The sequence below is a fragment of the Hyphomicrobiales bacterium genome (assembly GCA_017642935.1).
Lineage (GTDB): Bacteria > Pseudomonadota > Alphaproteobacteria > Rhizobiales > MH13 > MH13.
The window spans coordinates 1,075,515-1,091,626 of the sequence record JAEPOK010000001.1; the positions used below are offsets into that span (position 1 = coordinate 1,075,515).

General features: G+C 60.8%; 18 protein-coding genes. All 18 read right to left on the bottom strand.

Translation table 11 applies throughout. From position 1 onward, the window contains the following. Positions 1 to 75 precede the first annotated feature (75 nt). Positions 76 to 1,404, bottom strand: coding sequence for a DUF3422 domain-containing protein (locus tag JJ917_05120; GenBank protein MBO6698195.1), 1,329 nt, complete (start codon positions 1,402 to 1,404; stop codon positions 76 to 78). Between the two features lie 9 nt (positions 1,405 to 1,413). Then, positions 1,414 to 3,825 (bottom strand): carbamoyltransferase HypF, encoded by a 2,412-nt coding sequence (hypF, locus tag JJ917_05125; GenBank protein ID MBO6698196.1) that lies wholly within the window; start codon positions 3,823 to 3,825, stop codon positions 1,414 to 1,416. After that, positions 3,825 to 5,285 (bottom strand): sigma-54-dependent Fis family transcriptional regulator, encoded by a 1,461-nt coding sequence (locus JJ917_05130; protein ID MBO6698197.1) that lies wholly within the window; start codon positions 5,283 to 5,285, stop codon positions 3,825 to 3,827. Before JJ917_05130 ends, hypF begins: the two co-directional genes overlap by 1 nt. After that, positions 5,282 to 6,970: a hydrogenase maturation protein gene (locus JJ917_05135; GenBank protein MBO6698198.1), complete on the bottom strand. Its 1,689-nt coding sequence runs from the start codon at positions 6,968 to 6,970 to the stop codon at positions 5,282 to 5,284. The genes JJ917_05130 and JJ917_05135 overlap by 4 nt, the downstream gene beginning before the upstream one ends. 3 nt (positions 6,971 to 6,973) lie before the next feature. After that, positions 6,974 to 8,026, bottom strand: a complete 1,053-nt coding sequence (gene hypE, locus JJ917_05140) for a hydrogenase expression/formation protein HypE (protein MBO6698199.1) — start codon at positions 8,024 to 8,026, stop codon at positions 6,974 to 6,976. Then, the gene (gene hypD / locus JJ917_05145; protein MBO6698200.1) at positions 8,023 to 9,219 is read right to left on the bottom strand and encodes a hydrogenase formation protein HypD; all 1,197 of its coding nucleotides are present in this window, start codon (positions 9,217 to 9,219) and stop codon (positions 8,023 to 8,025) included. Before hypD ends, hypE begins: the two co-directional genes overlap by 4 nt. Then, positions 9,216 to 9,476, bottom strand: coding sequence for a HypC/HybG/HupF family hydrogenase formation chaperone (locus JJ917_05150; GenBank protein ID MBO6698201.1), 261 nt, complete (start codon positions 9,474 to 9,476; stop codon positions 9,216 to 9,218). The genes hypD and JJ917_05150 overlap by 4 nt, the downstream gene beginning before the upstream one ends. A gap of 9 nt (positions 9,477 to 9,485) precedes the next feature. After that, positions 9,486 to 10,340 (bottom strand): hydrogenase nickel incorporation protein HypB, encoded by an 855-nt coding sequence (gene hypB, locus JJ917_05155; protein ID MBO6698202.1) that lies wholly within the window; start codon positions 10,338 to 10,340, stop codon positions 9,486 to 9,488. Continuing rightward, positions 10,340 to 10,681, bottom strand: a complete 342-nt coding sequence (hypA, locus tag JJ917_05160) for a hydrogenase maturation nickel metallochaperone HypA (protein ID MBO6698203.1) — start codon at positions 10,679 to 10,681, stop codon at positions 10,340 to 10,342. The genes hypB and hypA overlap by 1 nt, the downstream gene beginning before the upstream one ends. Further along, the gene (locus JJ917_05165; GenBank protein MBO6698204.1) at positions 10,674 to 11,591 is read right to left on the bottom strand and encodes a hypothetical protein; all 918 of its coding nucleotides are present in this window, start codon (positions 11,589 to 11,591) and stop codon (positions 10,674 to 10,676) included. The genes hypA and JJ917_05165 overlap by 8 nt, the downstream gene beginning before the upstream one ends. Then, on the bottom strand, positions 11,588 to 12,181 hold the full coding sequence (gene hybE / locus JJ917_05170; protein MBO6698205.1) for a [NiFe]-hydrogenase assembly chaperone HybE: 594 nt from the start codon (positions 12,179 to 12,181) through the stop codon (positions 11,588 to 11,590). Before hybE ends, JJ917_05165 begins: the two co-directional genes overlap by 4 nt. A 2-nt stretch (positions 12,182 to 12,183) precedes the next feature. After that, positions 12,184 to 12,423, bottom strand: a complete 240-nt coding sequence (locus JJ917_05175; GenBank protein ID MBO6698206.1) for a rubredoxin — start codon at positions 12,421 to 12,423, stop codon at positions 12,184 to 12,186. Beyond that, positions 12,423 to 13,268, bottom strand: a complete 846-nt coding sequence (locus tag JJ917_05180) for a hydrogenase expression/formation protein (GenBank protein ID MBO6698207.1) — start codon at positions 13,266 to 13,268, stop codon at positions 12,423 to 12,425. Before JJ917_05180 ends, JJ917_05175 begins: the two co-directional genes overlap by 1 nt. A 55-nt stretch (positions 13,269 to 13,323) precedes the next feature. After that, positions 13,324 to 13,821 (bottom strand): hydrogenase-1 expression HyaE, encoded by a 498-nt coding sequence (locus JJ917_05185; GenBank protein MBO6698208.1) that lies wholly within the window; start codon positions 13,819 to 13,821, stop codon positions 13,324 to 13,326. Further along, positions 13,818 to 14,174, bottom strand: coding sequence for a HypC/HybG/HupF family hydrogenase formation chaperone (locus JJ917_05190; protein ID MBO6698209.1), 357 nt, complete (start codon positions 14,172 to 14,174; stop codon positions 13,818 to 13,820). The genes JJ917_05185 and JJ917_05190 overlap by 4 nt, the downstream gene beginning before the upstream one ends. Before the next feature lie 3 nt (positions 14,175 to 14,177). Then, entirely contained in the window at positions 14,178 to 14,819 is a 642-nt protein-coding gene (locus JJ917_05195) for a HyaD/HybD family hydrogenase maturation endopeptidase (GenBank protein MBO6698210.1), read from the bottom strand. Positions 14,820 to 15,106: 287 nt separating this feature from the next. Next, a complete protein-coding gene (gene cybH, locus JJ917_05200) occupies positions 15,107 to 15,856 on the bottom strand; it encodes a Ni/Fe-hydrogenase, b-type cytochrome subunit (GenBank protein MBO6698211.1) in 750 nt (249 codons plus the stop codon). Beyond that, positions 15,853 to 16,107 carry a hypothetical protein gene (locus JJ917_05205; GenBank protein MBO6698212.1) on the bottom strand — a complete coding sequence of 85 codons (255 nt, stop codon included), beginning with the start codon at positions 16,105 to 16,107 and terminating at the stop codon, positions 15,853 to 15,855. Before JJ917_05205 ends, cybH begins: the two co-directional genes overlap by 4 nt. Positions 16,108 to 16,112 lie beyond the last annotated feature (5 nt).

Sequence of the window (16,112 nt, forward strand, 5' to 3'; positions counted from 1 at the left end):
GGGCATGGGGCAAGTCAAGCAGGATCGCGCCGCCTTTTTCGCACCATCAGCGACTTGGGGAAATCAGGCCAGTTTTCAGCCCTCGTTCGCATCGCGATCGGCCGCCTCATTGCGCGCACGAACCCGGCGCAGACCGAAGTAAACCAGCAATCCGACCGGTACCACGAACAGGGACTGTACCGCGTCCTTCGAGAGAGCGCCATATTCGATCGGGATGCCCTTCACCAGATAATAGATGATGCCGAGCGTGTAATAGGTGATGGCCGCGACCGACAGGCCTTCCACCGCCTGTTGCAGGCGTAGCTGGGCGCGGGCGCGCTGATCTATGCTTTGCAGTACCGCCGCATTCTGGTCCTGCAGCGCCAGATCGACGCGTGTGCGCAAGAGCTCGGTCACATAGCCAATGCGTTCGGCGATTTTTTGCTGGCGGCGGAGCAGCGCATTGCAGCTGCGCATCGCCGGATCAAGCCGGCGCTTGATGGCCGTGGATATACGCTGCGAGCCCTCAATGCGTTGTTCACGCAGGGATTCCAGGCGCTCATCGACAATGGCGGCATAGGCAAGCGAGGCGGCGAAGCGAAACTCAGAAGCTGAGCCAATGGATTGCAGCTCAGCCGACAGGTTGGTGAGTTCGGTCAAAATGGCCGCTTCTTCATCAGGCTTGGGATCAAGCGCTGCCCGTTGGGCAATTTCGTTGACCCGGGCTTCCAGTGCGGAGACTCTAGGGCCGATGCGCTGCATCATCGGAACCGCCAAATAGGCGAGCAACCGATAGCCTTCGATTTCAATCAGCCGTTGTACAAAACGCCCAACGCGGCGCGGACTCATCGGCGCGGCATCGTCGTTGATGAGGGTCGCGCGGTACTCCACCATTTTCGCGCTGTCGTGCAGCAACGTGGTTTCGACCTGAATGTTGTCGCCAACGACCAATACCCGCTGCACCGGCGTATCCGCGCGCTTGATCGCCAAACTGTCGCCAGGCATGCCGACCAGGACGCGGGTTCGCGACAGAATGCCGACCTCGCGATCCTCTTCTGGCTGATAGTCCTCGGCGAGTTCTTGCAGCGTCGATTCAAAGGCCTGCGAGGTTTCGGTGTTGCCGAGCTTTTCGCCAGCGACCGCCGTCAACGAGATGAACTCGGTGTGCCGTTCCCATTTCATCGTGCTGCGGTCTTTGACGGCCAGCACCTCGCCGGTGCTTTCCTGAATCACCTCCCAGCCGATGGCCTCCACGGCGTCGACAAAACGGCGGCGATCATTGCCCTGGTCGGCCTCTCCGGCCAGCACGATGGCATGGTTGATCTCGGCAGGCGCCTTGACAGGCAAAGCCGGGCGCGAGTGCGTCGCCCGCATGGCCGCCTCGAACTGCGGATGTTTTTTCAAGGCGGTCGCCGGTTCAGCCATGTGCGTGCATCATTTGCTGCGGGCAAGCGCGATGAGAGCCTGTCCCAGGGAGAGGCCGCCATCATTGCAGGGAACGGCTTGATGGGAAAGCACCTGGAGCCCGGCGCGCCGGAGCTTGCCTTCGATCATCTCGCTAAGCAGGCGGTTGAGAAAAACGCCGCCGGAAAACGCAACCGTTTGCAGGCCCCGGTTCTTGGCCAGTGTCACCGTGGTCGCCGCCACGGCCTCGGCCAAGCCTGCGTGAAAACGCCACGCCATGACTGCCGGGTCGGTTCCCTTGGCTCTATCGCGCAGTGCCGCCTGCCAAAGGCCGGTGTGACCCAATAGCTGCGAATCGGTGTTGATGTTTTCGCCATAGGTTTGGACGGCGATGGGGTATGGCGTTTGCTGTTCACTTGCCCGGGTGGCTAGCGCCTCTGACGCGAGCGCTTCCACGGCCATGGCCGCCTGACCTTCAAACCCAACACGTTTCGCATGGAGCCCGAGAAGCGCCGCAAAGGCATCAAACAGCCGACCGGCGGACGACGCCAGCGGCGCGTTCAAACCCTTCTCGATCATGCCCACCAGCGTCTTCACCGAGGATGGGTCGGCGCCGCTCTCAAGAGGATCGATACAGGCCGCATGGAGATGGGCGACCAAGTTGCGCCAAGGCTCTTTGGCCGCACGCTCGCCGCCCGGCATGGCGACCGCTGGCAGGCCTGCGACCCTCGTCGCGGTTCGATAGTCGGCAACAAGGAACTCTCCACCCCACAGGCCGCCGTCAGGTCCAAGACCCAACCCATCCAGCGCGATGCCAAGGACTGGCTGCGTGTCAAGCGGGACCCTGTTCTCGCCAAGCGCCGAGGCAATGTGGGCGTGGTGGTGATCGGTGGTTTTGACCGGAATCCCAAGGTCAGCGGCTTTGCTGAGGCCGGTCTGCGTGGACAAATAGTCAGGATGGGCATCGACAGCGATGGCGTCCGGTTCAACGTCAAAAAGTTGCTCAAAGAGCGCAATCATCTGGCGATAAGCGCCGGCCGCCAAGGGATGGTCGAGATCGCCGCAGTGCGGTGAGAGCACGACGCCGGCGGGCGTCGTCAGCGCGAACGTGTTTTTCAGCTCGCTGCCCATCGCCAGGATCCTGCGATTCTGCGGGAAACCGGGCGGATAGGGCAGCGGCGCTGGCGCATACCCCCGCGCCCGCCGGATGATCCGGAAAGCTCCACGCTCGACCCGGCCCACACTGTCATCGACCCGGTTCACGATATCCCGATTGTGCATCAAAAAAGCATCGGCGATGCCGCAAAGCCGGTCGCGCGCTTCCTGATTGTCGATAGCCTGCGGCTCATCGCTGGCATTGCCCGAGGTCATGACCAACGGGCCGCTGAAGGCGTCGAGCAGCAGGTGATGCAATGGCGTGTAGGCGAGCATAATGCCGATCGTTGGCTGACCCATTGCCACGTTTTTGGCCAGCAATTTGCCCTTGGGTTTCAGCAAAACGATGGGCGCAGCGGAACTTGCTAGGGCTTCGGCTTCAAGTTCGTTGACCGATGCAAAGCTTCTCGCCATGTCGAGGTCACGCACCATCACGGCCAGCGGTTTGGAATCGCGGCGTTTGCGCGCGCGCAGGCGATCCACGGCCTCTGCGTTGGCGGCATCGCAGCTGAGGTGAAAGCCGCCCAGCCCTTTGATCGCGACAATCTCGCCTGCCTTCAGGCGTGTCGCGATATGCTCGATCGGGGTGTCGGTGGGGTGGTGTGTGCCATCGGCGTACTCGACCCAGCAATGTGGCCCACAATTTGGGCATGCGATCGGCTGAGCGTGGAACCGTCGGTCGGCGGGATCGGCATACTCCGCTGCGCAGGCCTCACACATTTCGAAGGGTGCCATGGAGGTCGTGGCGCGATCATAGGGCACCGATCTGACGATCGTCAGGCGCGGGCCGCAATGGGTGCAATTGGTGAAGGGGTAGCCAGACCGTCTGGTCGGTTTGTCGCGACTAAGGGGCTGTTTGTCGCGACTAAGGGGCTGTTTGTCGCGACCAATGGGCCAAAAGTCGCGACTAACTGGGCGATAGTCGCGACTTTCTGCCAGGCATTCTGGACATGTCGCGGCATCGGGAACAATACCCGTGGCGGTGATGCCGTCAGCGCTGGCAACGATTGATAAATCGCTGGGAAATGTCTCGGGCAGCCAGGGACTTGCCTCCACCGCATCGATCCGCGCCAGCTTTGGTGCTTCCTCGCGCAGCCGCGCATGGAAGATTTCGATCGCCTCGCGCTCACCAGCGACGGTGATCAGGACGCCGTCGCTGTCGTTGCGCACTGTTCCAACCAACCCCAGACCGCAAGCCAGCCGCCACACATACGGGCGAAACCCAACGCCCTGCACAAGGCCCCTCACCCGGATGCGCTCGGCGGCGAAGGATGAGCGCACGTCCATCAGAAGGCGCTGGCGGTTTCCCGCAACGTTGCGGGCGCGATGCCGTAGCGGTCTAGCTTTGCTCGCAGTCCCACCCGCGACAGGCCCAACTCACGAGCCGCGCGGCTTTTGTTCCAGCGATGGCGATCAAGCGTCTCGGAAAGGATGCGCGCTTCCAACGCTTCGATGCGCTCTTTGAGGCTACCCTCGTCAGCGCTCATGAATGAATGGGCAATTTCGGCGTTTGGCAGTTCTGGCGTTTCCATCGCCGTTTCTTGGGCCAGCCGGCTTACCAGGCGCGGCGAAAGTGCCTCCGAATCAATGGCGGATTCAGGCTTGGCCATAACGACCATGTGTTTGATTTCATTGTGAAGCTCGCGCACATTGCCGGGCCACTCATAGGCTTCCAAGGCGTCCATTGTGGTTTGCGAGAAGCCCGCCAGCGACTTGCCGAAATCCTCCTCGCATTGCTTCAGGAAAGCGTTGGCGAGCACCGGAATGTCCATCACCCGTTCGCGCAGCGCCGGTAGCGCCATGGTGACGGTCGTCAGGCGGTAGTAAAGATCCTCGCGAAACCGTCCGGCTTTCACATCTTCTTCCAAATCACGATTGGTGGCGGCGATGACCCGCACATCCACACGCTCGGTTTCCTGGCCGCCAAGCTTACGAACCTCTCCCTCTTGCAGCACACGCAGGAGCTTAACCTGAAATGCCGGTGAGATCTCGCCGATCTCATCCAAGAAGATCGTGCCACCATCGGCGCGCGCAAACATGCCTTCATGGTCATTGAGAGCGCCGGTAAACGCCCCGCGCACATGGCCGAACAATTCGCTTTCCAGCAGCTCATCAGGCAGCGCCGCGCAGTTCTCAACGACGATGGGTTTGTTCCAGCGCAGCGAGCGCGCGTGCAATGCTCGGGCGGCCAGTTCTTTGCCGGTACCCGATTCGCCCATCAAGAGAACGGGAATGTCGTAATGGGCGATCTGCGCGAGCTTTTCGCACACATCGGCCATCGGGCTGTCGGCTGCCCGCACGATCCCGTCATCCTGCAATCCTTCTGGCGTTTTCGACCTTGCGGCAGCTTCCACCAGGTCCTGTGCCTTGGCGACGCTGGCCTTGCGGTCCGTATCATAATCGTCGAGCGCTTGAGACAGTGCCGACCGCACAGCCGTTCGCCTTAAGGGAAGCGCGAGTACTGGCTCGTTGTGCGATGAAGCGGTGGAAAAAGCTGTTCCCTGAGGCTGCACATAAAGGCAGATCACATCGGGCCAGCGAGCTGCGATCAGCTGTCGGACCTTATCGGCCTGCGCGTGACGTCGGTCGATGACGACCACCCGCACCCATTCCTCATCGAGGCATGCCTCGGCCTCGTTCAGCGAGGCGGCCGTTGCGATGACCGCCAATCCAGCGGCAAGCGTCTGAAACCGGACATGCAGGGTGTCTTGGTTGCAGACAAACAGGACCAGCGCCGGATCGCTCATGATGCTTCCTCAAGCGAACTGCCGGTGTTCCAGGAACCATTGATGTTGCGATGCTGCGCCAAGTTAAGCGGCGTTCGGGCCTTGGGCACTTTGCGCACGAAGTTGGAGCGGGCGATGTGGTAACTTGGGTCAAAGCCAAAGAAGTTTTGGCGCATTTTCGCCAGTTCTTCAGCGCGGTAGGCCGCAAGCGGTTTGTCGGCCTCATCATCGTTCCGGCAAGCGCTCTTCTCCTCGATCCTGTCAGACCACTTGCCACCTGCCAGTTGCTCGGCCCGGCGTGCGACGGCTTCGTGGAAGTCGGCGCGGGAACCGTCGATGACGAGATCGGCAAGTCCTAGACGCTCCGCCTCACGCGCGCCCATCGGCAAACGGTTGGAAGCGATGGCATCGGCCTGTTCAGGTGAGGTGAATCGCGGCAACGAATAGGTCCAAAACTCGGAGCCAAAAAGGTTGCCCATATCTTTGTAATGCGGGTTCAGCACGACACCTGCGCGCAGCCAAACTTTATCGCAGGCACGGGCCAGAAAGACGCCGCCGGCGCCGGCGTTTCCACCCACAGCAGCGACCGTCAGCTTGTCGTCGGTGCGCAGCACCGCTTCGGCCAAATCATCCATGGCGTTGATGTTGTGCCAGGATTCATCACCGGGATTGGGTGCGGCCTCGATGAGGTTGAGATCCATGCCGTTGGACCAGACGTCTTGCCCACCTTCCAATACAAGAACCTTGGTCGGCCGGGCCAACGCCTTTTCGTAGGCGTAAAGCAGACGTTCGCAGGCCTGCGTCCCCATCGCGCCATTGAGAAAAGCGAAGCTCAAAAAGCCTATCGGACCGGCTTCGCGATAGGTGATGTCGTCATACCCCCGCACCTCGGGCAGATGGCTGGCATCAACGATTTGAGCGGCAGGCAACTTAAACGGATGGTTGCTGGCGGCGTTGCGCATGTGCCCGATCCAAACCGCCCCATCGCGGGTGGCGATTGCCACGGCTGACCCAGAACGCGCGATCATGGCACCCGGTCTACCGGTCAATCCGATGGCCCGGTGGCCGTCGTGCAGATGCACCATGCCGGTGCCTATGACCGATCGAACGCCTGGTGTGCCGTCCGATGCGTACAGCTTACGCAAAACATCATCGGTCGTGTCAGCCTGCCAGTCTATGGCGCGGTCACGTTGGCGCGGTGTGTGGCGGAACCGCTGTGTTTGGGGCAATTGTTGAGGCGGCAAGCGCTGACCGGCATCGATCACATCGATGGCCTCGAAGAAACAGGCGATGGCCGCCTCGGTCACTTCATGGCGATAGAGGCTGGCCTTGGTGGCCGCACGGATCGGGAAAGACCGCGTTGCCCAGATGGGGCCGGAATCATATTCGTCAGTGGCTTCGAACAGGGTGACGCCCCAATCGCGCGCACCGTCCAAAATCGCCCAGTCGAGCGCCGCTGGACCCGCATCACCAGGCGGACCGGGATGAAGCACCAAACAGAGATGGTGTCTCCAGACGGCTGCCGGGATTTTGCGCTTCAGATAGGGCGCAAGAATGAGATCGGGCGCGGCGAGCCGAACAGCCTCAAGGGTCGAGGCATCGCTGACATCAAACTCGATGGTCACCTCATGGCCAGCCTCGCGCAGCTCGACATAAAGCCGCTGCGAGAGCGCATTGAAGCCGTGAATGAGGAGCAGAATGCGCATCGCTCAGCAGATCCTCGGCAGCTGTTCGCCGGTGAGCCAATCGATCATGCGGCTGCCGCCAAAAGTCGTTTCCATTTGGACGAAATGGTGCGGATCATCGCTAACTGAGCCGATAATTGCCGCATCCTGACCCAGAGGATGGGCGCGCATCGCGGTGAGCACCTTGTCCGCGCCCACAGCCGGGCAAAGGACGAGCATCTTGCCTTCGTTGGCAATGGTCAGTGGGTCAATGCCAAGCAGTTCGCAGGCCGCCGCGACTTCCGGTTTTACTGGGATATCGGCTTCGCGGATTTGAATACCAACGGCGGACTGTTGGGCAATCTCGTTCAGTGTGGTTGCCACGCCGCCACGCGTCGGATCACGCATGACGTGAAGCTCGGCACCGGTCGCGATGATGTCCGAAACCATAGTATGAAGGGCGGCGCTGTCGGATCGAATTTCGGTCTCAAAATCGAGGTTCTCACGCTTGGAGAGAATGGCAATGCCGTGATCGCCAATGGTGCCAGACACGATGACAGCATCACCCGGGTGCGCTTTGTCGCCGGAAGGGTTGATACCGTCCGGCACAACGCCGACGCCGGTGGTCGTGATGAAAACCCCATCGCCTTTGCCACGTTCAACGACCTTGGTGTCGCCGGTGACGATGGGTACGCCCGCCTCGCGTGCCGCGCGACCCATGGAGGCGACAATCGTTTCAAGGTCAGCAAGCGGAAAACCCTCTTCCAGGATGAAAGCCGCCGATAGATAGAGCGGTTTGGCGCCCATCATGGCGACGTCATTGATCGTGCCGTGAACCGAGAGCGCGCCAATATCGCCACCGGGAAAGATCAACGGCGAGACCACATGGGCATCGCACGCCATGACCATCCGACCGGCGGGCATCGCCAGTGATGCCCCATCATTGCCGGCCAACAGCTCCGGCGAGGACAGGTGGGTCTGGAACAGTTCCTGGATGAGTTGCACCATCGCCCGGCCACCGGCGCCATGGTTCATCTCAATCGTGCCCTTGCGCCGGTTGAGCGGGACCGTGAACTGAGGCTGGTTCATCTGGTTCATTCGGCGGCCTCCATCTCGGAGAGCTCTTCGGCTAGTTCTTCTTGTGTCACTTCCCACGTCTCGTCATGCTCCGGTGCGCGGAAGCGGCCATAGCTCCAATAGGCGGCGCAGGCACCTTCGGAGGACACCATGCAGGACCCAATTGGATTTTCCGGTGTGCAAACCGTGCCGAACAGTTTGCAATCGGTGGGCTTTTTCGCGCCGCGCAAGATGGATGGACACTCGCACCCCTTCACATCGGCGGTCGGTTTGGTTTCGATGGCGTAGACACGCTCGGCATCGAAATCGGCGAAGGCATCGCGGATGCGCAGCGCGGAGTATGGGACCGAACCCAGGCCGCGCCATTCAAAGCTGGGCCGCAGTTCAAAGGTTTCCGACACCAGCTCTTGTGCCTTGAGGTTGCCCTCGCGGGTGACGACGCGGGTGTATTGGTTTTCCACCTCCGCCCTGCCCTCGTTGAGCTGGCGGATCGCCATCAAGGCCGACTGCATGACGTCGAGTGGCTCGAATCCGGCGATCACAACAGGCTTCTGAAACTCTTGCGCGAAGTATTCATACGGCGCCGAGCCAATGACCGATGAGACGTGACTTGGCCCCAAAAACGCGTCGATGGTGACCGCGCCCATCGTGCGCACTTCCGGCGAGTTCAAAATGTGCTGGATGGCCGAAGGGGTCAGCACGTGATTGCAGAACACCTTGAAGTTCTTCAGATTTTCGCGCTTGCCATCACGCAGGGCGACTGCTGTTGGCGGCGTCGTGGTCTCGAACCCGATGGCGAAGAACACCACCTCGCGAGTCGGGTTCTCACGGGCAATACGAAGGGCGTCCTGGCTGGAATAGACCATGCGGATGTCCGCGCCCTCGGCCTTGGCTTTGAGCAGCGAGACGCGCTTGGTCGCCGGCACGCGCATCATGTCGCCATAGGTACAGAGGATCACGCCATGGTCGCGGGCAAGTTCAATGGCATTGTCGATGCGCCCCTTGGGCAGCACGCATACCGGGCAGCCTGGACCGTGGATGAACGCGACATTCTGCGGCATGAGATCCTGCACGCCATAGCGGAAGATCGCGTGCGTATGGCCACCGCAAAACTCCATGATCGCATAGTCGCGGCCCGTGTCGGCCTCGGACGCAATGGTGCGAGCGAGCGCGGCGGCGGTGTCTTTGTCGCGATATTCGTCGACATATTTCATCGCGGAGCCTCCTGAAGATTTCCGGCGATGGCCTCGTCCATCAGCCCCGCTTCCTGCATGGCTTTGAGCGTCGCATCGGCCTCTTCCTGCGAGACCAGGTTGAGCGCGTATCCCACATGAACGAGCACGAACTGGCCTGGTGCGACTGTATCGAGCAGTGCGGTGGAGATCGTCTTCTTGACGCCGCCGAGCGAGACAATCGCGGTCTCCTGGTCGGCATCGGTGGTGATCACTTCAGCAGGCAGGGCAAGGCACATGGGATGCTCCTATTCAGCTGCCTGGGTGGCGTGGGTGTGGTGACCAATGCCGGCGAGTTGCGAAGCTGCACGGAGGAAAGCGTACCAATCGTCCATGCCTTCGCAGGAGCGGGCTGAAACCTGGAGCACGCGGATTCGTGGATTGATTTTCTTGGCGTTGGCGATGGCATCGTCCACATCGAAATCCAGATGCGGCAGAAGATCGATCTTGTTGAGCAGCATCAGATCGGCTGCGGCAAACATGTCAGGATATTTAAGCGGCTTGTCTTCGCCCTCGGTGACCGAGAGCACGACGACTTTGTGCGCTTCGCCCAAATCGAAACCTGCCGGGCAGACCAGATTGCCGACATTCTCAATGAAGAGCACGCCACCGTCAGCCAGCGGCAAATCATCCAGCGCGTGACCGATCATGTGCGCATCCAGATGACAGCCTTTGCCGGTGTTGAGCTGCACCGCTGGCACGCCGGTGGCGCGGATGCGGTCCGCGTCGTTGGCCGTCTGTTGGTCGCCTTCGATGACGCCAACGGCCATGTCGTTTTTCAGATCGTTCAAGGTGCGAACGAGCAGCGATGTCTTGCCGGACCCCGGTGAGGAAACGAGGTTCAGGACCAATTGACCACGCTCGGCGAAGCGGGCGCGGTTTTGAGCCGCATAGCCATCATTCTTAGCCATGATGTCCATTTCGATCTGCACCATGCGCGCGCCATCGAGCCCCGGCGCGTGGGAATGGCCATGCTGGTCATGCGCGTGATGATGAACATGATCGTGGCCATGTTCATGGTGGTGATGGTCGCCATGGTCGTGATCCAGCGCCTTGCCATCCAGGGTTTTCTGGCCGCTTCCGCAGCCGCATACGCCGCACATCAGACGACCTCCATGTCTTTGATTTTGAACTCATCGCCCGCGGTGACCTGAACCTGATGACCGCCGCATTTTGGGCAGGCTTCGCCGTGGGCGGTTACAGGAAAGCTTTCTGAGCAGCCAAAGCACCAGGCGGCCCCTTCAGCGGGAAGGATTTCGAGCGCCGCGCCGTCGGCGAGCGTGCCGCGTGAGCAGGCATCGAAGGAGAACTTCAGCGCTTCTGGCTCAACGCAAGAGAGCGGTCCGACCGACAGGCGCACACGCTTCACTTTGGTGTAGGCGTGCGTCGCCGCTTGGTCTTCCAGGGTTTGAACAATCGCCTCGCAGAGCGCCATTTCATGCATGGCTAGGCTCCTCAAAGCGGATATGCGCTTCCACGCATGGATCGATGGCATCAACAATCACGCGCGCGCCGGCGACCCAATCCGTGTTAGTCGGGAGCATTGCCAGCGCCTTGGCAACGATACCCTTGGGGTGAAAATTCCATTCCGTCGGCGCGGTGATGCGATACGCGGTAACGACGCCATCGTTGACTCGCGCCGCATGCGTCAGCAGCCCACGCGCGGTCAGGACGCTCGCAACGCCCCAGCCAAATGCGCCGAGACGGTAGGCATAAAGCGGTGTGTCTCCTTGCGAGATGGCCCCGCGCGTCCAGCGAGGCTCGCCATTGACGGTTGGCATGTCTGCCAAACCGCTATCGTCCAAGCCGTTGGGCAGCAAATCTGCATCGGCGAGGCTGTCCGGCGTCAGTTCGGCGATGCCGTGATCACTGAGCAGGCCTGTTCGCCTGCCGACCAGCGGTCGAGCCAAATCGGCCAGGGCATCAAGGTCGCCGGAAAGGTCGATGGAGGTCTGGCTACCCAGCACAAAGGCAGGTTTTGCCGCTTCAGCGACGCGATGGGCTTGCTGCACGACCTTGCGGACGGCGCTTCCGAAATCAGGATTGCTGCGCAGGACGGCTTCGCGGATGGCCTCAGCGCGAACGGCTTGCGCGCGCGTCTTCAAGACATCTTCGGCCACGGGTAGGCCCATCGCCGCCTCAAGGGCGCCGAGGCTTGCGGCGCGCTGCGCTTGCCCGCAAAGGCTGAAAAGCAAACCAACGCTTGCAGCAACCGTCTCCGCCGATTTGCCGACAAATGTGCGCGGGAGATTGAACGGGCGTGTCGAGGTGATGGTGGGAACACACCGGCCATCAATGTCGCGCGAGAGCGCGATCTCGATGAACCCTTCAATGGAGGAAACTGGCGCGTTCATTCGCCTGCCTCGCCGGATGCCAGACCGGCGGTGATGACCGCCCGTCTGCTTGGCACGGGATCCTTATTCGGAGTCACGCCGGCCGCCTCAGGTTCTGGCGGCGTCACCCAGCGCCCTTCGCGCCACATTGTGGCAACGGCAGCCTCCTCCTTGGACGGCTCTGTTCGCCCATCGCCATCGAAGAGTTCGTCTAGCGCTGCTTCAGCGACGGCGAGCGCAGCATCTTGATCCTCAAGTTCGTGGACCGGAGAGAAAAGCGAGCACATGGCAAAACGTCCAAGCGCTTTTTCTTCGCAGACAAGAAAGGGATAGCTGCCAGACGGGAAAAGATGTTCCACCGTCTCGGTCACCGCCGCATCCCCCGTTACGCCATCGGCCTGAGGGCTTGCCGCAATGGCAAACAGGTTGATGAACCAGGGCGTGACCAGGCATCCAACAAAAGCCGGTTTCCCGCCCATGACGTGCTCACGGAAGCCAACCGCGGCCACCGATAGGTCAGTGTTGAGGATCGGTACATCCTGCATGCGGTCTTTTTGGATGTGTTCGAAGGTTTCTTCGACCAGAGCGTAAAGGGCGGCGACTTCCTCCATTCTCAGGCGCCGTCCTCAAGCACCAGAAACTCCTCGCGCTTGCCATCGCAGTTGGGGCAGCTCCAGCTGTCGGGCAGCGCGGAAAACGGTGTACCGGCCGGAATCTGCCAATAATCATCGCCGATCGCCGGGTCGTAGACATGCCAGCAGATCTTGCATTCCAGCTTCGTTGTCGGGCCAATCTTGTCAGCGTTGCCGCCGTAGGACCCAGCAAAGAAGTTCTGGCCGCGCACATCGTCCATCACTGATAGACCTTCAGGATTTCGACCAGGCGCTGCGCGCTGTCGTCGATATCCTCCTGCGCGGCGCAGGCCATCAGCGGCACGTCTGTCACTTCGATGGTGTTGAGGATGAGCGTGTCCTGGCTGTTGAAGAACTGTACAGCCCAAACCCCACGCGTGGCGGTCGATTGGATGCGACAATTGCCATAGCCGCGCGACAGCACGGTGACCGGTCCATAGCCGAGGAGTGATCCGAGATAGGTCACATCTTGCTCGCTTAAGGGCAGCAGCGAGAGGTTGATCACATGCGGCTCGTCCTTGGACACCTGCTCGCGCTCGGCCAATTCAGCATTGATCTCGGTGACCAGCGCCGGCGCGTTGGCCACGCCCTCAAGAACCTCGGCGTCGGTCGCCAAGCGATCGCGTGCGCCGCGAAAGGCCAATTGCAGCACCGTGTTGGGGAATGGGCCAATTTCGATGCTATCGGAGACCAGCGCGCCATCCGGGTTCGTCAATCGCACACGCCAAACACCCGCGAGCACCGATTCCTGCGCTTGCGCCAAACCACCGGCGATCATCGAAACCTCGCCCTCGCCAAGGATCTGATCCAGCAGTTCGCGGTTGGCTGCGTCCAGGTCAGAGACATCATAGGCGATTGGCTTGTCTCCGACCTTGAAGGCCGCAAGGCCTTCCGCAACACGATTGAGAACCTCCATGGTTGCCGTGCGCCCGGCCAGCTCGTCCGGCTCGGGCAAATAGGGCGCTGAGTAGACGCTCATGCCTTCTGGCATGACCATGTAATCAAGCTCTGCACCGTCATCTTCCTCGGGCTGACTGCCTGGTCCGACGACCGGGCCTGGAAACATCAAGGCGTGCTCGCGGTCGTCGTTTGCATCATCGCTCATGGCAAAAGTCCTTGATTCAGTTTCGCGCCTGGATGGCCGCGGTGTCATTGGGATCAGGCGCGCTGACCAGCGTTGGCGCCGCCACATTGCAGCCATCGGGAAACTCGAAGCGCGGCGGCTCCTGTGGTTCGCTCGCCAGGAATCCCCGAACATCGCGCAGATAGTCCGACCAGTCCTGCATGCGCTGAATGGTGCCGAGCCAGCCACCGTCGCGGGTGAAGACCAGCGCTGGGAAGGCATTGAACCGGTACATGCGCTGCACCGCCATCTCGGTTTCACGGTCGCGTGTCACGCCAACGCGGAAGGTATCAGGAAAGGCCGAGATCAACTCAGGCAACACGACCGCCACATCGGCAGTCTCGTCCAACCGATTGAAGTCACCCGCAGCGAAGATCACCGCATCGCCTGGCGCTTTGACGAAGGCTTCGAGCGTGTCCGCCTTCAACTCGTCATAGCCATAATGGGTGATCAAGCGCTCGATGAGCGGAGCGGCGACGGGTTCAGGTTGAATCATGAGGCATCTCCAGAGGACGGATCGGTGGCATTCAGTTGCGCGCGCAAATGCGGTGGAAGCTCAGGCTCGCGCCCAGCAAGGTCGGGGAAGAGATCGTCAATGGATGCCGCATCGACTGGCCCGCCGCGCATCGCCAGTTCAACAGCTTGAAGCGCGTCGGCGATGGCATCGGCAATTGTCGCGTCAATCACCTCACGCGCAGCGCCTTGGTGGGTCAGCACCCAGGCGCCCTCGCCTTGCGGACCAACCAAGGCCAGGTCAATGGAGCGAACCGTACCCTCGCGTGTCACGCATGGCGCCATGAGTGCTTCAGTTTGATGGGCAAGGACCCGCATGGGGACGCCGACGCACATCGTTCAGGCCGATTCTGGTGCGTGGGAGAAAACAATGCGCGGATCGCCGTGGCGGTAGGCTTCGCGTTCGTCAGGACGCTCGCCCTCATAGCGCGAGAGACGCATCTCTTCGCCGGCAAGCCCATGCTCTTCGGGCAGCGGTTCAGCACGACGCACAACGGATACACCAAGCTTTTCAAGCTCTTTGATGCCCATCGCGATGGCCGGTTCGATCTGGCTACGCACCTCTGGTCGCAAACTGCCACCGAAGTCATCCAGCTCAACCGGTTGGACCCCGATCAGCACCATAGTGTGCGGCAGGTCGCCCATCATCTCAGCCATCATGATGACTTCTTGAAACCCGGTCTGATGCAGGGAAACTTTGCGGCAACCCAGGAAGCGTGGGACGTCGTCGCCTTCCACGCGTTTCATCGTGCCCGGTTCCAGTCCGTAATCGATCGCGTCGAATACGATGAGCACATCGGCCTCGCGCACATGCTGGACAAGGTAGACGCCTTGTGTGCCGCCATCGAGGACACGGACGTTCTCCGGGACCTCGTAATGGCGATGAAACTCTTCCACGACCCGCACGCCAAAGCCTTCATCGGCCCAGAGCAGATTGCCGATGCCAAGCACGAGGATGCTGGGAGATTTGGCGTCTTCCATACCGGTTTCCTGCCCTGCGTGCGCGGCTCTTGGTTGGCGGCGCTGCGCGTTGATCTGGAGAGTTGGAAGCAAGCTAACCAGCGCAGTGCCGGTGCTGGAAAGCGTATTACCACTTAACTAGACTTAGTGGGTATCTGGCCTGCCCTATCGATTATGATTACCGGCTAATATTTGATATTTTTCAGAGCCTTAATACCTATCGTGCGCAGAAAAACGGCGTAATCCCGGTCAGGAAATACGCCGTTTTTACTTACGTGCTTTCGCGGGCAGGCTAGGCCCTTTTCCCATCAGTCATTGCGCCCATCGCGGAAAGAGCGCCACCCGGAAATCATCGAAGAAACGATGGTTTGGCGGGACATGATGTCCTCGCGAATGGCCGCATAGACATGCACGATGATGAACACGATGATCAGCCACATCACCAGGTGATGATAGGTGTGGACGTTCTGGGAGTTGCCGAAGAGCGGCATGACCCAGGATGTGAAGACCTGGAATTGCCAGCTGTCCATCCCAGTGCCTTCGCCGTAGAGCGCCATGCCGGTGACGATCATGAAGATCGTGCCCCAGACGAGCATGATGTGCATCGCGAGTACCGCTAACGGGTTATGACCCTCATACTTTTTCGGCTCTTTGGCGAGGAACAGATACCAGCGCAGCTCATGCACGACGCCCATCCACCACTCACCGGACCAGACGCGCGGCAGGAAGATTTCGCGCGCATGGTGGTTGCCGACGAAGGCCCAATAGATGCGGCCGAGGAACGCGATGGCGAGCACATAGCCCGCGGCAAAATGGGCAAAACGAATATAGCCCATGACGAAATGGTCGCTGGCTTCGCCGCCAATGCTCGGAAGCGGTGAGCCGATGAAATAGCCGGTCACGCAAAGCACCAGGATCGCGAGCGCATTGATCCAATGCCACAACCGGACCGGTGCCTCGTAGACGTAGACCGCCTGCTCGACATGGACCGGATGGGCCGGATCATCGACATGATCAGGCACCGCGATCGTGTTGGGATCGATGTCGGTGGTGCTCATGACGCATCACCAGATGGATCAAAGCGCCGTCGGCGTGCTGGTCGCAGCGCAAGATAGGCGGCAACGCCGATGGCAACCACCACGCCTAAGCCAAGGGCGGGAATGGTGATCGTTTGATACCAAGCTTGCGCGACCTCCTCCAAGTGGAGGTGATGACCTTGCCCGTGACCGGGATGGGCGAAGGCGTTGGTCAATGTGGCGACAAAGGCGGTTGGAGCAGCCAGTGTGCGAAGGATCATGGATTTGGTCATTGGGA

Coding starts and splice junctions, on each gene's coding strand:
- JJ917_05185 (MBO6698208.1), bottom strand. CDS start 13,821: ATGATTCAACCTGAACCCGTCGCCGCTCCGCTCATCGAGCGCTTGATC.
- JJ917_05150 (MBO6698201.1), bottom strand. CDS start 9,476: ATGTGCCTTGCCCTGCCTGCTGAAGTGATCACCACCGATGCCGACCAG.
- JJ917_05205 (MBO6698212.1), bottom strand. CDS start 16,107: ATGACCAAATCCATGATCCTTCGCACACTGGCTGCTCCAACCGCCTTT.
- JJ917_05120 (MBO6698195.1), bottom strand. CDS start 1,404: ATGGCTGAACCGGCGACCGCCTTGAAAAAACATCCGCAGTTCGAGGCG.
- JJ917_05165 (MBO6698204.1), bottom strand. CDS start 11,591: ATGAACGCGCCAGTTTCCTCCATTGAAGGGTTCATCGAGATCGCGCTC.
- JJ917_05195 (MBO6698210.1), bottom strand. CDS start 14,819: ATGGAAGACGCCAAATCTCCCAGCATCCTCGTGCTTGGCATCGGCAAT.
- hybE (MBO6698205.1), bottom strand. CDS start 12,181: ATGGAGGAAGTCGCCGCCCTTTACGCTCTGGTCGAAGAAACCTTCGAA.
- JJ917_05180 (MBO6698207.1), bottom strand. CDS start 13,268: ATGTTTCCAGGCCCGGTCGTCGGACCAGGCAGTCAGCCCGAGGAAGAT.
- JJ917_05190 (MBO6698209.1), bottom strand. CDS start 14,174: ATGTGCGTCGGCGTCCCCATGCGGGTCCTTGCCCATCAAACTGAAGCA.
- JJ917_05135 (MBO6698198.1), bottom strand. CDS start 6,970: ATGCGCATTCTGCTCCTCATTCACGGCTTCAATGCGCTCTCGCAGCGG.
- hypD (MBO6698200.1), bottom strand. CDS start 9,219: ATGAAATATGTCGACGAATATCGCGACAAAGACACCGCCGCCGCGCTC.
- hypA (MBO6698203.1), bottom strand. CDS start 10,681: ATGCATGAAATGGCGCTCTGCGAGGCGATTGTTCAAACCCTGGAAGAC.
- hypF (MBO6698196.1), bottom strand. CDS start 3,825: ATGGACGTGCGCTCATCCTTCGCCGCCGAGCGCATCCGGGTGAGGGGC.
- hypB (MBO6698202.1), bottom strand. CDS start 10,340: ATGTGCGGCGTATGCGGCTGCGGAAGCGGCCAGAAAACCCTGGATGGC.
- JJ917_05130 (MBO6698197.1), bottom strand. CDS start 5,285: ATGAGCGATCCGGCGCTGGTCCTGTTTGTCTGCAACCAAGACACCCTG.
- JJ917_05175 (MBO6698206.1), bottom strand. CDS start 12,423: ATGGACGATGTGCGCGGCCAGAACTTCTTTGCTGGGTCCTACGGCGGC.
- hypE (MBO6698199.1), bottom strand. CDS start 8,026: ATGAACCAGATGAACCAGCCTCAGTTCACGGTCCCGCTCAACCGGCGC.
- cybH (MBO6698211.1), bottom strand. CDS start 15,856: ATGAGCACCACCGACATCGATCCCAACACGATCGCGGTGCCTGATCAT.